The organism is Marinomonas colpomeniae, assembly GCF_014803385.1.
GTDB classification, from domain to species: Bacteria; Pseudomonadota; Gammaproteobacteria; order Pseudomonadales; family Marinomonadaceae; genus Marinomonas; species Marinomonas colpomeniae.
Genome location: NZ_JACYFC010000001.1, coordinates 14,275 through 29,433, shown reverse-complemented (window position 1 = coordinate 29,433; position 15,159 = coordinate 14,275). Strand labels below are relative to the sequence as shown.

Annotated in this window: 12 protein-coding genes; 6 read left to right on the top strand and 6 right to left on the bottom strand. The window is 39.4% G+C overall.

Annotated features, from left to right (window positions below; translation table 11 throughout):
* Positions 1-11: 11 nt before the first annotated feature.
* The 4 genes from IF202_RS00115 to IF202_RS00100 all read right to left on the bottom strand — a co-directional run bounded on the left by IF202_RS00115 (position 12) and on the right by IF202_RS00100 (position 3,135).
* Entirely contained in the window at positions 12-767 is a 756-nt protein-coding gene (locus IF202_RS00115; protein ID WP_191592845.1) for an NRDE family protein, read from the bottom strand.
* Between the two features lie 2 nt (positions 768-769).
* Positions 770-1,333, bottom strand: coding sequence for a hypothetical protein (locus IF202_RS00110; protein ID WP_191592844.1), 564 nt, complete (start codon positions 1,331-1,333; stop codon positions 770-772).
* A 90-nt stretch (positions 1,334-1,423) separates the two neighbouring features.
* Positions 1,424-2,557, bottom strand: coding sequence for a D-alanine--D-alanine ligase (locus tag IF202_RS00105; RefSeq protein ID WP_191592843.1), 1,134 nt, complete (start codon positions 2,555-2,557; stop codon positions 1,424-1,426).
* On the bottom strand, positions 2,554-3,135 hold the full coding sequence (locus tag IF202_RS00100) for a DedA family protein (RefSeq protein WP_191592842.1): 582 nt from the start codon (positions 3,133-3,135) through the stop codon (positions 2,554-2,556). The genes IF202_RS00105 and IF202_RS00100 overlap by 4 nt, the downstream gene beginning before the upstream one ends.
* 652 nt (positions 3,136-3,787) lie before the next feature.
* Here IF202_RS00100 and IF202_RS00095 point away from each other — a divergent pair.
* Genes IF202_RS00095 through IF202_RS00070 form a run of 6 tightly spaced genes read left to right on the top strand, consistent with a single transcriptional unit; the run spans position 3,788 to position 9,591 of the window.
* Positions 3,788-6,586: a monovalent cation/H+ antiporter subunit A gene (locus tag IF202_RS00095; RefSeq protein ID WP_191592841.1), complete on the top strand. Its 2,799-nt coding sequence runs from the start codon at positions 3,788-3,790 to the stop codon at positions 6,584-6,586.
* Entirely contained in the window at positions 6,586-6,951 is a 366-nt protein-coding gene (locus IF202_RS00090) for a Na+/H+ antiporter subunit C (RefSeq protein WP_191592840.1), read from the top strand. The genes IF202_RS00095 and IF202_RS00090 overlap by 1 nt, the downstream gene beginning before the upstream one ends.
* Positions 6,952-8,463 carry a monovalent cation/H+ antiporter subunit D gene (locus IF202_RS00085; protein WP_191592839.1) on the top strand — a complete coding sequence of 504 codons (1,512 nt, stop codon included), beginning with the start codon at positions 6,952-6,954 and terminating at the stop codon, positions 8,461-8,463. It abuts the gene before it with no gap.
* Positions 8,460-8,945, top strand: a complete 486-nt coding sequence (locus tag IF202_RS00080) for a Na+/H+ antiporter subunit E (RefSeq protein ID WP_191593792.1) — start codon at positions 8,460-8,462, stop codon at positions 8,943-8,945. The genes IF202_RS00085 and IF202_RS00080 overlap by 4 nt, the downstream gene beginning before the upstream one ends.
* Positions 8,939-9,208, top strand: coding sequence for a K+/H+ antiporter subunit F (locus tag IF202_RS00075; RefSeq protein ID WP_191592838.1), 270 nt, complete (start codon positions 8,939-8,941; stop codon positions 9,206-9,208). The genes IF202_RS00080 and IF202_RS00075 overlap by 7 nt, the downstream gene beginning before the upstream one ends.
* 8 nt (positions 9,209-9,216) lie before the next feature.
* Positions 9,217-9,591, top strand: coding sequence for a Na+/H+ antiporter subunit G (locus IF202_RS00070; RefSeq protein WP_191592837.1), 375 nt, complete (start codon positions 9,217-9,219; stop codon positions 9,589-9,591).
* On the opposite strand, the gene amt is transcribed toward IF202_RS00070, so the two are convergent.
* A complete protein-coding gene (amt, locus tag IF202_RS00065; protein WP_191592836.1) occupies positions 9,569-12,625 on the bottom strand; it encodes an ammonium transporter in 3,057 nt (1,018 codons plus the stop codon). The two genes, IF202_RS00070 and amt, sit on opposite strands and share 23 nt — an antisense overlap.
* 251 nt (positions 12,626-12,876) lie before the next feature.
* Positions 12,877-14,904 carry a hypothetical protein gene (locus IF202_RS00060; protein WP_191592835.1) on the bottom strand — a complete coding sequence of 676 codons (2,028 nt, stop codon included), beginning with the start codon at positions 14,902-14,904 and terminating at the stop codon, positions 12,877-12,879.
* Positions 14,905-15,159 lie beyond the last annotated feature (255 nt).

Genomic DNA, 15,159 nt, shown 5'->3' with positions numbered 1-15,159 from the left:
AAATAAGAATATTAAACACTTAGAGCCAAAGCACTTCGGCTTGGCAATAAAGTAGTATTTTTTTGTAGCGCATCTTGTGTGAGTTGCACGCAAGATAAGCCATCGATATAACGCATTTCTTGTTGTTCTTCTGTCACGATAACCTGAGTAAAGCTAACCGTTTCAGCATCGTCACGATGCATACAAACTGACATATGTGGATGTGTAGGATGGTGATGTTGGTGAAACGCCAACAAACTATCTGGGGTCCGATTTTCACCGACGATCTGTTCAAATGCTGCTTTTCGGTAATCAGAGACTTGCAGTAAATCGACACCAGAAGAAAATAACGGAGCTTCCGCTGCTTTAATAAAAGATTTAATGCCATCCCAAGTAAGTGCTACGACAGGATCTCCTTTGCGACAAACACTTAAATCGAATGCTAGTAATACAAAAGGTGCAAATTGCGACAAAGTGAGTCTTTCAAACGCCTCACAAACCCCTTTTATACTTTCTTCTTTAGACAAACTTTTTAACAGCAGGCCTCGACTAAATAAGACATTACTTGGCATGCTACCTTGGTAGTTATTCAATAAGCACAAAGTAACACCCAATTCGTTAGTGCTGATCCAACTACCCTGCCCAACGGGATCAATGGGCATTAAAATTTTCATACCATCCATGTGCTGAACTCTTGGCGGTAAGGCTTTAGCTCTTGTTTTTTGTTCATCGCGATTAAAAAAAATTTGGTAGTGATTGTCGTCAATTAACCAGGAAACTGAGCACATTTTTATTGCCCTCTCAAATAGGACAACGTCGCTGGCGCTAACCCAAACGTCTCGTTAATATGAATATTTAATAAGCTAATGGTGACTCTTGCCATGGCAAAATGATGATTCGCATGCAAAGAAACAAACGTTAATTCTCGCTCTAGTGTCGAAGTCATTAGCTGAGCTTTTTTTTGTGTTAAAGACACTTCGGTTAAAATACTCACAGACGCTTTTAGTTCATCTTGATTCAAGCCTTCCAGCCAATGAATAAAGTGAGCAATTTCATCCATAGCACGAAGTCGAGATGTTTCAACCGCATGGCCACGTCTACGCAAGTTATAATCAATAACGCTGCTTGTATTATGGTTATGTGCATTATAAACAGCATGAAACAAATCAAGGAGGTGTCTGAAATGCTCTCCTATTGCACTGTTAACATGAGGTTTTGCCGTCTCTAAATATTGTTCATCCGTTAAAACGTCTAAACATTCACGACCCTGATCTAAAGCTTCTATACAACCTTGTATGACAGCAAGCGCCTGACCTTGTGACACCTTTTTTGTATTCTTTGATGTAGCAAACATACAATTCTCTTTGATTTATTCGGTGGTAATGTCGATTCGTTTTTATTCGCTTTAGCCGATCTGGATTTATGAACCAATTAAAACATAGGACTAATCCGTACTTGGGTAACGCTCGGTTAGAGCTTTCTCTTCACGCCAAGCAGCTAACAGACTGCTTAAAGGTGGCGGTTTATGGCCTCGCTTTTTTTGTTTAGCTCCAATTGCGTACAGCAACCGGTATTGCTTGAGCAACATACTAAAAATAGCCTTAAGCGGTGTATTTCTGTCCCAAATATGAGCGGCTTCACTGCTCGCACCATTGAGTTCTAAAATGGTGAATTTTTCACCTTTCATGAAATCATCTAGATTGTCGAACTTAATGTCTAAACGCCCATAATGATAACCATCAACATCATGAAGAATGGCATCGAGTTTTTTAGTCAGTTCAGCAGTAATGTATTGGTTACCATCACGAAAAATCGAACCACGGCTGTGGCTGCCCGCAAAGGCAAGTTGAAACTCTTCGTCTTTTTCGGGTATCCAGTTCAATTTTTCAGTATGTCTTGGGAGGTAAAGGTGGCTAAGTTGGCCTGCTCGTGGACTAAGTTCAATGAGTTGCTTAAGGGTATGGAGACCATCACCTAGTACAGACGGTGCATATTTTAAGGTGATAGAAATAATTTCCCCTTGCGCTTCACCGGGCTGACGAACATAAAAAACACCCGCTTCCGCTTGATAAGGCGCTTTTTCTTGTAATAAAAAACGTGCCTCATCAGGAAAATCACGAATATATTGCTCTAATTGACCTTCATCTTGCAGCAACTTAACTCCAACACCTCGACACCCTAGATCAGGCTTAGCAACTAAAGGAAAAAACAAACCATTTTCATTCATTACCGCCAACGCTGCTTGGGCTTGGCTTTCGACCGAATCATTATTTTTGGTGCGTGTGATAAAAGGCGAAACCCAAGGCTTTGCAATATCGCCAGCTAAGCTCATAATTTCATGCTTAGACTCACCAACCATACCGCTTAGTTTGATACTGGGATTAACCACCAGCGGTAAACGGAAATCGCCATAATACATACCCTGACATAAGCTTTGTATGACAACTGGCGTATAAAAAAACCATGCTGGGAAAAATTCATAACGCGAAATACTGCGTTTACTGTCTACTTCTAATGTTGGCATGCCAGCATTTATTTTATGAGGAGGTATTAATTGAACGCCTGACATCAAACTCATGAGAGACCTTTGGATAATGATTTGTTAAGTACACGATTAATAATAAAAAGTACGCCAATTGCGATAGGAATAATAAGCCATTGATATTGAGCGGCTTGCAGCCATACTTGACTGCCTAAGTAGTAGATAACCAAAAAGATTAATGCAGTCCATAATGCCGTTGCAGATAGCACTGCACAGAGAAACAAAGGCAATGGAATCGAAAAGAAGCCACTCATGGTGAACCCAACACTCCTTAATCCTGGTACAAAGCGAATAATGAAAAGGTTTAGAAATGCCCCTTGATGAAGACGATCACGTACTGCTTTAAAGTGTTTATTGGTTAATGCTTTATAGCGTAAAAAACGTACCTTTCGCCCATATCGACCTAAGGCATACAGCCCAAGATCTCCAGTCGCAATACCTATAAAAATAGCAATCAGCCCCACAGTAGGAGAGAGAACACCTTGAGTAGCCAAAGTAGCAGCGGTTACTATTGCTAAATCTTCCAGTAAATAAGACAGGAAGATGATACCCAAAGACAATAATAGTATTGACGATTCTCCGTTAGCGAGAAAGGCTTGTAGCTCAGCAATCAAGTTGAATTCCTTTAATAAAGCAGTGTTTATCGTTTATTGTCTTATACTTCTGTCATTGAGTTCTAAAACATTAGTCGTAACAAAGAACAGAAATATTACAATTAAACCAAAATATTTTAGAAACAAGCACACGGTTTTCTAAAATGGTAAGCTTTAAACATCCATTGTAAGTAGATTGATTATCTGGCAAATAATAGCGTATGACAGATAGGCTAACCGTATAAAAATGTAAACGACTCATAACAAGATCAAGGCAATGACTTGAGTTAATAGCTCAGACAGTAATTATCGAAATAGTTCCTACATTGCCTATTAACGGAGCAAATAGACTTGAAGCCTGATTCGATAACGCCCTCATGAAGCAAAAAAAACAAACAAATTCGCACTCTGTACTATGAAGAGGAACTTTTTGGGTTATTTTCATTCTTAGGAGTAATATTTTTCAAACTATTTATAATATTTTTTCTCTGTCTTTGGTTTTAGACTATTGATTCGATTACTAAAAGGCTATGCTTGGTAACATCTAATTCGACACGTATTTCAACTTAACTATATAGAAAGAAGCACATATGATATCGCTTGTTAGCACAATGATCATGAGCGTACATACTGTTCATGATGTACTTTCATCAATCGTAAAGGAGCCGACTTTTTGAACTCGCTTACTTGGCTGCCGTTCCTTCCCTTATTAGGTACGTTAATCCCTCTTATCTCCGCTCGCTATAGCCGTACTGCTTGTGCCTTTTTAACCGCTGCATTACCCGCTTTAACCTTGTTTTTGATACTTTCCCACGCTGGAGATATTTTCCAAGGAGAACTTTTTCAATCGGCAATTCCATGGATTCCTGCGATTGGGCTAGAACTTGCTTTCCGTCTAGACGGCTTAGCCTTGTTGTTTTCTATTTTAATTCTAGGCATTGGTTTACTGGTTATTTTATATGCCCGCTATTACTTGTCAGCTAAAGACTCGATCGGAAAATTTTACGCATACCTAATATTGTTTATGTTTGCCATGTTGGGCGTTGTGCTATCTGATAACTTGATCCAACTTTGGTTTTTCTGGGAACTTACGAGCATTAGCTCTTTTTTACTCATCAGTTTTTGGGGGCATAAAACCGAAGCAAGAAAAGGCGCACGTATGGCGCTAACAGTCACTGGTGCTGGCGGTTTAGCCTTATTAGCAGGCTTACTAATCTTAGGGAATACTGTTGGTAGTTTTAGTCTTCAAGATATTTTAGACAGTGGTGCCTTCATAAAAGCCAGTTCAAACTACCCTGTTATTGTCGTGTTAATTCTACTTGGTGCTTTTACCAAATCTGCTCAATTTCCTTTTCATTTTTGGCTACCAAATGCCATGGCAGCCCCAACGCCAGTTAGTGCCTATTTACATTCTGCGACTATGGTAAAAGCTGGTATTTTCTTAATGGCGCGTTTTTATCCTGCGTTAGCAGATACGGATTTATGGTTTTTAATTGTCAGTTTGACTGGCCTTGCAACCTTCTTAATGGGCGCCTATATCGCGTTATTCCAACATGACTTAAAAGGGCTTTTAGCAAACTCTACAATCAGTCATCTGGGTCTTATTACTTTATTATTAGGTATGGGAACAGACTTAGCTGCGGTTGCAGCAATTTTTCATATTATTAACCACGCAATTTTCAAAGCCTCTTTATTTATGGCGGCGGGTATTATAGATCATGAATCTGGTTCGCGTGATATGCGTCAGTTGAATGGATTGTGGAAGTACATGCCTTATACAGCCACTCTCGCTATGGTGGCTTCAGCTTCTATGGCGGGTGTGCCATTGATGAACGGATTTTTATCAAAAGAGATGTTTTTTACAGAAACACTACATCAGGCTTCTCTTGGTTCACTGTCTTGGTTTATTCCAGTGCTAGCTACTTTAGGCGGCGTCTTCGCTGTCGCTTATTCTATGCGTTTTATACACGATGTCTTTTTCAACGGTGAACCGATTAATCTACCTAAAACACCTCATGAGCCACCTCGCTACATGCGTGTTCCTGTAGAAATATTAGTCGCACTCTGCTTACTTGTTGGTATCTTTCCTGGCTTCATGGTTGGCGACCTACTGTTCGCTGCAGCGAGTGCTACATTAAATGCTCAAGCACCCAGTTACAGTTTGGCAATATGGCATGGATTTAACTTCCCTTTGTTAATGAGTGTCATTGCTTTGATTGGCGGCTTGCTTATGTATCACAACCGCTCACATTTATTTAAATTTCAGGCTCAGTTTCCAAAAAATGACCCTAAGTTAGCATTTGAAGGTGTTATACAGTCTCTAACCGTTAAAGCTCAACGCTTCATTAGCATTACTGAAAACGGCTCTTTACAACGCTACATTTTCTTTGCTTTAGGCTTAGCGGTCGTTATGACAGCATCGTCTCTAATGAAGTTAAACGCCACTGCGGGACAACGTCCTGAAATCCCAGTGGATGCAATGTCTATTACAGCAGCCGTTTTGTTGTGTATCTCTGCTCTTGCTACTGTTTTGTGGCACAGACGACGTATTATCGCACTAATAACCTTGTCTGTTGTGGGCCTAATTGTGTCTTTGGCTTTCGCTAAGTTCTCAGCTCCTGATTTGGCACTTACACAATTATCTGTCGAAGTTGTCACTGTTATATTATTAATTTTGGCATTGTTCTTCTTACCTCAGAAGACACCAAAAGAATCATCTCCTCGTCGCGTTGTTCGTGACTTGAGTTTGGCGGCCTTTATTGGTGGCGTTATTGGCACTATCTGTTATGCCTTGATGACTCGCCCTCTCGATACTATCTCGACATTTTTTACAGAGAACAGCAAAACGGGCGGCGGTGGTACCAATATTGTTAATGTCATCTTGGTGGATTTTCGTGGTTTCGATACTTTGGGTGAAATTACGGTGCTAGGTATAGCCGCGCTGGGTATTTATAAACTCATCTCGAGAATGCGATTGTATATGCCATCTAGTGACGGTGACGGTAGACCTTGGTCGGAAGATAGATACCCTATTATGCTATCGGTTATTTCTCAAAGTTTGTTGCCTCTGGCCTTACTTGTCTCTGCCTATATTTTCTTACGCGGGCACAATATGCCTGGTGGTGGTTTTATCGCTGGCTTGATCACCTCTGTTGCTATCATTCAACAATATGTAGCTCACGGTGTTCAGTGGATTAAGACACGCGTCAAGCTGGATTATCAGATTATGATAGGTTCTGGTATTGGTATTGCGACACTCAGTGGTTTAGGTAGCTGGGCATTTGGTTACACCTTTTTGTCATCTTGGTTCGATTATTTTTACTTGCCTGTCATAGGGAAATTTGAGCTTGCTAGCGCGATGATGTTTGACCTTGGTGTTTTCCTTACGGTTGTTGGCGCAACCATGTTAATTCTCGCCAATCTCGGTCAGCTAACAACCAGTGAGCGCCCTGTACAAAAGGAGCATGATTAATGGAAGGTATGTACGCATTTTGCGTCGGTTTATTAACCGCCTGTGGTATTTTTTTGACATTAAGAGGCCGCAGTTTTTCGGTTGTTATTGGGCTTACATTATTGTCTTACGCGGTGAATTTATTCTTGTTTGCCAGCGGTCGACTTAAATTAAATGCAGCCGCTGTACTGGGCCAATCAGAACAGTATAGTGACCCGCTCCCTCAAGCTTTGGTATTAACAGCTATTGTGATTGGCTTTGCGATGACCGCTTTTGTCGTCATTCTTGCAATGCGTGCACGAGCAGACTTAGGTAATGATCATGTTGATGGGGTTTTACCAGACCAAGAAGGCGAATCGTCACACAAATCAGGAGGAAATAACTAAATGCAGCACTTGAGCATTTTCCCAATCCTGATCCCTTTGTTATTTGGCGCAATTATGTTGCTGCCGCCTATTTCCCGTGATTTAAATTCACAGCGAATTAGTTCAATCATTGGTATGTTCTTCTTACTTATTTCATCTGCCACTTTATTGTTTCAAGTAGAAAGTGATGGCCTTCAAATATATGCATTAGGCGGCTGGCAAGCACCATTCGGTATTGCTTTGATTGCAGATAAAGTCTCCAGTTTATTGGTATTACTAACCTCATTTTTAGCTTTCTCTATTATGCTTTATGCCGTAGCAGGCAGAGACAAAGGTGGCGCTCATTTCCACCCCTTATTCATGTTTCAGGTTATGGGGATTAATGGTGCTTTTTTAACAGGCGACATATTTAACTTATTCGTCTTCTTTGAAGTCTTATTAATCGCTTCTTACGCTTTATTACTGCATGCAGGTGGTAAACAGAAAACCCAAGCTGCCATGCACTATGTCATTCTAAATCTTGTTGGCTCTAGTTTATTCTTATTTGGTCTTGGGATTTTATACGGCACACTTGGTACGTTGAATATGGCTGATATGGCGATTAAAGTCGCCCAACTTGAAGGAGAAACAGCAACGCTAGCAAAAACTGGCGCACTTTTATTGTTGGTCGTCTTTGGTTTAAAAGCCGCCATGCTTCCAATGCATTTCTGGCTACCTAAAACCTACGCTAGCGCCAGTGCACCTGTAGCAGCTATGTTTGCCATTATGACCAAGGTAGGAATTTATAGCATTTTCCGTGTTTACACTGTGATTTTTGGTGACGATGCAGGAGAATTGGCCAACATTGCAACACCTTGGTTATGGCCTCTAGCGCTATTAACCATCACAATAGGTAGCATTGGCGTATTCGCTAGTCCAAATATAAGAATACTAAGTGCTAACTTGGTGATTGTATCTAGTGGTAGCTTATTAGCATGCGCTGCAATTAATTCTGAAGAAGCAACTTCTGCGGCTTTGTATTACATGGTTCACAGCACCTTAGCTTCAGCTGGATTGTTTTTACTGGCAGATGTTATTGCTCGTCAGCGAGGTAAAGCAGAAGACCGCTTTGTACACTCACGACCTTTTGTACAGCCAAGATTACTTGGTTTTGCCTTTGCGATTTCAGCAATGTCATTAATTGGTATGCCGCCATTCTCTGGTTTTGTAGGAAAAGTAATGATTCTACAAGCCACACAATCTACAGCTCAAACCATATGGATTTGGCCATTAATTCTTATTGGGAGCCTTGCGGCATTAATTGCACTATCCAGAGCAGGTACTACTTTATTTTGGCGCCACAATGGCTCTGTAGCAGCCGAGGCTGAGCCTGCTAAAAAACTAGAAATAGCAGGTATTGCATTGCTTTTATCCGCGTCTCCTTTATTGGTATTATTTGGTAGCGATGTTAGTGAATTCACTCAACAAGCAGCCTATTATCTGCATGACATTCAATCTTCCGCGTATGATTTATTACCAGGAGTAACCCAATAATGTTATTCCCTATGCCTTTTCATAGCTTTCTGCTTTTTGTAGTTTGGCTACTGTTAAATAACTCCATTAGTGCCGGTCACATTGTATTGGCTGTTTTTTTTGCAATTACCATTCCTTGGTTAGTTACAGGAATGCGCGACGAGCATCCAAAAATACGCAAACCTTGGCTCGCTATTCGCTATATATGCATGGTACTGAAAGATATTTTAGTCGCTAATGTTGAAGTAGCTTTATTGATAATTGGACCTACTAGAAAATTGAACCCTGCGTTTGTCGCTGTACCAATTCATTTAAGCACTGATTTAGGCATTACTATTTTAGCTAGTACAGTCTCACTAACTCCTGGCACAGTAAGTACAGAGGTCTCAAAAGACAAAGCTTGGCTTTATATACATGCCTTACATTTAACAAACGAAGCTGAGCTTATCGACTCTATTAAACAACGCTACGAAAAGCCGATTAAGGAGATTTTTGGATGCTAAGTTTAACCATCATCATTGTAGCTGCTTGCCTTTGTGTTGCCTTAATTCTTAATTTATGGCGACTACTAATAGGCCCTACAGTCGCAGATAGAATTCTTGCTTTGGACACTATGTACATTAATGCTATAGCACTTATTTTACTTTACGGAATATATGCGGAAAGCGTTTTATATTTTGAAGCAGCACTATTAATAGCCATGTTAGGGTTTGTGAGCACTGCAGCACTTTGTAAGTACTTACTACGTGGCGACATCATAGAATAGGATAAGTTATGCCATTTTATCTCGAAATTATTATTTGTATTTGTTTACTTATTGGCGGTATTTTTTTGCTAATAGGTTCTTATGGTCTAGCTCGCCTACCTGATATTTATATGCGTTTACACGCTCCAACAAAGGCATCAACTCTTGGTATTACTGGAGTTTTAGTAGCCTCGATGGTTTATCAAAGCCATTTAAAAGGCGCATTTTCTGTTCAGGAGTTATTGATCACGCTCTTCCTATTAATTACAGCTCCTGTTGCTGCAAACATGATAGCTAAAACAGCTCTGCACTACCGCACGAAAGCGTTAGACAGGACGCACGGACAAGAACTGATGGAAACGATACGCGATAGAGAATCACCTAAGCCTCCGAGTGAGTCTTAGCAAGCAAGCAAACAATCTGATCATTTTTCATGGGCTTGTAATAATAATATCCCTGAAAAATCTCACAGCCTAAAGACTTCAATACCCTAACTTGAGAGACTGTTTCCACACCTTCTGCTACAACGGTGAGATTTAAGTTTCGAGCCAGATGAATAATCGCCTCACAGATGCTAGTGTCTTCCGTATGAAGGTCACATTCTTCAACAAACGATTTATCGATTTTTAGTGTATCAAGCGATAAGCGCTTTAAATAACTTAGAGAAGAATATCCCGTTCCAAAATCATCCACAGATATTTTTATATTTAATATTTTCAACTCGGCCATGACATCAATACAGCGCTCAATATCTTGTAGTAAAACGCCCTCTGTAATTTCGATTTCTAATAGACCTCCTTTAATACCATAGTCCTTTAATTTCTTAGATATATAAGGTACTAGAGAGTCAGAAACTAAGTGGCGCCCAGAAAGGTTAATTGCAACAGGAACTAACGCTAAGCCCTGATCTTGCCATGATTTCTGTTGTTTCAAAGCTTGATCAATAACCCATTCATCAATTTTCATTATCAAGCTAGATTCTTCCGCAATAGGAATAAATTCAGCAGGTGAAATGATTCCTTTAGTTGGATGGTCCCATCGAATTAGGGCCTCTAACGCCACGATATTTTCTTTTCCCATAAAGGCTTGAGGCTGAAAAACCAAGTGAAACTGTTCGAGTAATAGCGCTTCATTAATCTCTTTTTCAAAGCCGAACTTTTTCGACACAATACTCGCCATTTTTGGCGTGAAAAATTGAGCATTATCACGCCCTTTGTCTTTAGCCCAATACATTGCAATATCTGCTTGTTGAATAAGTTTTTCGGCGTCTATATCTTTTTGATCAGTAAATGAAACACCGATACTTGTCGGGATAGTTAGATATTGTCCGCTAAGATGAACTGGGGCTCGCATTGATTCTAATATTTGCTGGGCGCGTTTCTCTAAGCTTTCAGCAGTAACATCCTTTGTTATTAAAAAGACAAATTCATCCCCTCCCCAACGAGAAATAATGTCAAACTCGTCAGATACGGCTTTCAAACGTTGTGCCACTTCACACAAAAGCTCATCTCCTGCTTTATGCCCTAACGTATCATTAATAATTTTGAAGTTATCTAAATCTAAAAATAACAAGCCTACTACTGTTTTTTGCTTGCTAGCAAACAACAGTGCATTAACCAGAGCATCCATGAGGTATGTACGATTGTATAAATTGGTTAGGGGGTCGCTATAAGCTAGTAATCTCAACCTCTCCTGTAACTTTACATGGCGAGCCATATCTTTAATATGAAGCGTAAATTCACTGCTTTGCGATGACTTAACATTTACTTTTGTAATCGCTATTTCTGCTGGGAAGCAGTTATTTGAATCTCGTTGTAAACGAAAGGGGTTACGTCGATTAAGTATTAGTCCCTCTGAAGACGCAAACCCAGAATTTAAGCTTTCAAATACTCTTTGCTGATCTTCTTCTAGAATAAACAAATCGATGAAGTTTTTACCTTCAACCTGTGTTTTCAAACACCCAAAAGTTCGCTCTGCAGCTGGATTAAACTCAATAATAGAACCATATCGGCTAATCGTTACAATGCAGTCCATTGAGGAGTTTAAAATGGCGGATTTGCGCATTTCACTTTCTTGAAAGCAAGTTAACGCATTATCACGCTTTTCAATTTCACTAACCACACGATCTATAACCTGATTATATTTTCGAGCGATTTGTCCAACTTCAGTAAAAGGTTCCTCTGGTACAGGCCGAGAAAAATCAGCATTACTTTGCTGATACTGCATTGATGTAAGTAAATCGAGCAGTTCTGTTGTCGCTTTATGTTCAGCAACATTTAACCCTAGCTCTTCTTGTTCTTTGCTTGCTCGTAAGGGCATGAAACGATTTAGTAACCACATACAAGAATAGCCAACCAAGAAACAATATAGGCCAATAACAACGATCCCAAAACCCTGAATCCAAAGCTGGTTCCAGAAACCTAAGCCATTACCAATTCTCTCTGCATTACCAAATAGGGCCACACTCAACGTTCCCCATACACCCGCAAATAAATGCGCAGGAACAACATCAAGAGCATCGTCTAACTGCCACCGCTCCATCAATAAACTACCGTAATATACTATTACACCAGACACAGAACCAATTATGATAGAAGCACCAGGAGAAACCACATGACAAGAGGCTGTTATACCAACTAGGCCAGCAATTGCACCATTAAGTACGAAACTAACATCTATGAAACCATCACGATAATAATTAATACCGGCCGCAATTAGCCCACCCCATGCAGCAGAAATAAATGTATTTAGAATGATCATGGGAACATCGTTGGTTAATGCTAAAGTACTGCCGCCGTTGAAACCAATCCAACCAAACCAAATCAATAAAACACCTAATGCGGACAGTGGAAGATTATTTCCAGGTGATAATCGAATTCCTTGCTCAAAACGCCCTATGCGTGGACCAATTATCATAATGGCAGACAAAGCCATCCAACCGCCAACAGAATGAACCACAGTAGAACCTGCAAAATCAACAAAACCAAGGTTTTCCAGCCAACCTTTAGACTCACCAGCAAGATAAGCACCAGACCACACCCAATGCCCTACAACTGGATAGATAAAAGCACTTAGTACAACCGTGATGGCTAAGTAACCTATAAATGTCATTCGTTCAGCAACAGCACCTGATGTTAATGTTGCGGCGGTACCACAGAACATCATCTGGAAAATAAAGAAGCTAATTTGCCAAGGTGTATGTAATTCATCAAAAAGGAAATCACTGGAACCAAATAGACCAAAAACAGAATCACCAAACATGATTCCAAATCCAAAGGTCCAAAATAAAATTGTCGATATAATAAAATCAGATATGTTTTTCGCTGCGACATTAATACTATTTTTACTGCGTATACGGCCACTTTCTAAACATAAAAAACCAGCCTGCATCATAAAGACAAGAACGGAAGCGACCAATAACCAATAAAATTCAGACATATATACCCTAGTTAGTAAAATCGCACCAAAAAATTCTTGTCAGATTAAATTTGCACAAATGAAGATCAGGTTACAACAAAATTGAGGTAGAAATACTACAAAAAGTCGATAAAAGAATTGTGTCTTATATTCATTCAATAGTTACGCCAACTTTTACTAAATTAGCATTTTAAAATAAGCAAAAAAAAGCCACCCTATTGGGTGGCCTTTTAATACAAATGCTTAGTTCAGATTAAATTTTAACTTTTAGATCAATCATTTAATGTAAGTACACTTGTTTTACTAATGCGATGACGATAAATTTCTCGTAGATATTTAACTGCGTTTTTAACATTATTAATATCTAAGCGAATATCATTAATCGAAACAAAACGTTTGCTGTTATCAATCAATTCACGATATTTTTTCTCATACATCGGCTTAATTGCATACCAGTTCGTATCTAGGATTTTTGCTGGATTTTCATAAGCCGTAAAGTACTTATCAATCAGTGACTCATCAAACTCATCATCTTGAATCATTTGAATGATAGCGCTATCAATTTCATCCGTATATCGATACTCATCACGAGCAAAACAGCGCTTCATATAAGCAACCATCAAGGTTAAAAAGTCATCACTTAAACAAGGACTTTTCGCGATAAGCGTTGTTAACGACAAGTTAGCCGACGCACCAATCACCAAAGCATAACGCTTCAATGTTGTATTAGGGCATAAACGGTTCAAATGCATTTTAAGACGATTCAATGCGGTGAAAGACAGTTTGTAATCTCTCGGCAAGGAAATAATTGATACAATAGAGGAACAGTTTTTGAAAAAGTGCAGATGATTCAAGGTACTCGCATCATAACCACTCTTACGGTAGTTCTTAATGTATTCTCGGTATCGACCAGACTCAATAGGTAATACGCTCACACCTTCAATTGCAGATGTATCGTTATTAAAATGTGGCAATTCAATAGATCGACAAAACAAATCATCAATATCTACATTGTCCTGATGAGTACCTTCACTCACGACGCTCTCCGCATACGCAACAGCGACTGGGCCTGCTAAACTCATAAACAAGTCATTCGCATCTAGGCGAATAGTTTCTGATATATCAATGCCTGCGCGGCGGAAGTAATCTTTATCATAATCGGTTGTAACTGCTTGCGCGGTTAGGATGTTAAATATTTGTTGAGAAATATATTGGTTCGCATATTTCTCCATTGTATTTACATCTATATTCTCCGCATCTCCGCCATTTGCTTCTTCTGCATAACGCATGATGTCATTAGAGATCAACATCATAGAATTCCAAGGGCGAATTCGTTCCATCATATCTTCAGGAGCTTGCTCATCGTCTCGCTCTTCGTTATACGAAAAATTCCATTCTTCGGAAATGTATTTCGTTAGCAGTCGGCCTGCATTTATATGCAACGCTTCTGAAATTTCGACACCTTTGCCAGAGATGTTTGGTAAAATACAAATACCAGATGTAAAGATAGGCTCAAAAACAAAGCTGTGACGCTTATCTGCAAGCTGGGCTTGGTCTGAACGATAGTCAAACGTTTTGCTCAAATATGAAAACTGCTGTGCAAGGCCAAATTCAGATGCCATACCAGAACCTGTACCACCACCAGCACTAAAAATATAAAAATATAAACGCGATTGGTTAGCTTTGATGCCGCAAGAATCGACAAGGTAAGAATGCTGTTGCTTCCAGTTTTCATTTTGGAAGGTCGTCGCATCTTTGTTCAAAATAATTTTAGCTAAATATTGTCCTAGAATAGGAGCATTACCAGCACCACCAGCATGCACTTCAGACAAATCCATTATTTGCAGTTTTTTGTATTCGTCTAAAAACTGCATTCTTCCTTCTTGATTAGAGAAGCGAATTCGTCCTTCAATATCTTTGTCCAAGTCACCTAATAAAACAATTGGCTCAATTAAGAAAACTGGCTTGAAGCCATCTTTTCCTTCCATAGGTAAATGTTTTCGAATCCAACGCATTGGACGAAATTCATTCTCGCCATCCAATATTTCTTGGCTTTCCACTTCGCGCATGTAATTCGCTCTTGCTTCGTATACTAACGACGCGACGTCCAGAGCAATATTAGAGCCACAGCGTCCTAAGCCAATCAGGCAAACCGATGGAAAAACTTGATCATTATCACCATTTTCATCTAAAGAATCGGGATGAATTTGGTTACGAACGACATCTAAATTCTCTAAGATTTTTTCAAGGTTCGTCTCAGTGAAATAGAGATGTTCTATTGGGAGATTTTCTTGGCTCATGCGGTATCCTTTTTGAAGCGAATTACTTACAACAAATAATCATTCATGTTATCAAATTGGCAATATTGAATAGACTTTCAATCTATTAAAGACACGATTTTTCAGTCTTATTCCATGTAAACAATTTGTAAACAATATCATCCTTAATATAGCAATGACACTAATATGCTTAATGAGAATATAAAATAAGTACAGTTTTTGTCCTATCAAGCATTAAATTACCCAAGCTAATGTCTTCAAAAATAATAATACGTC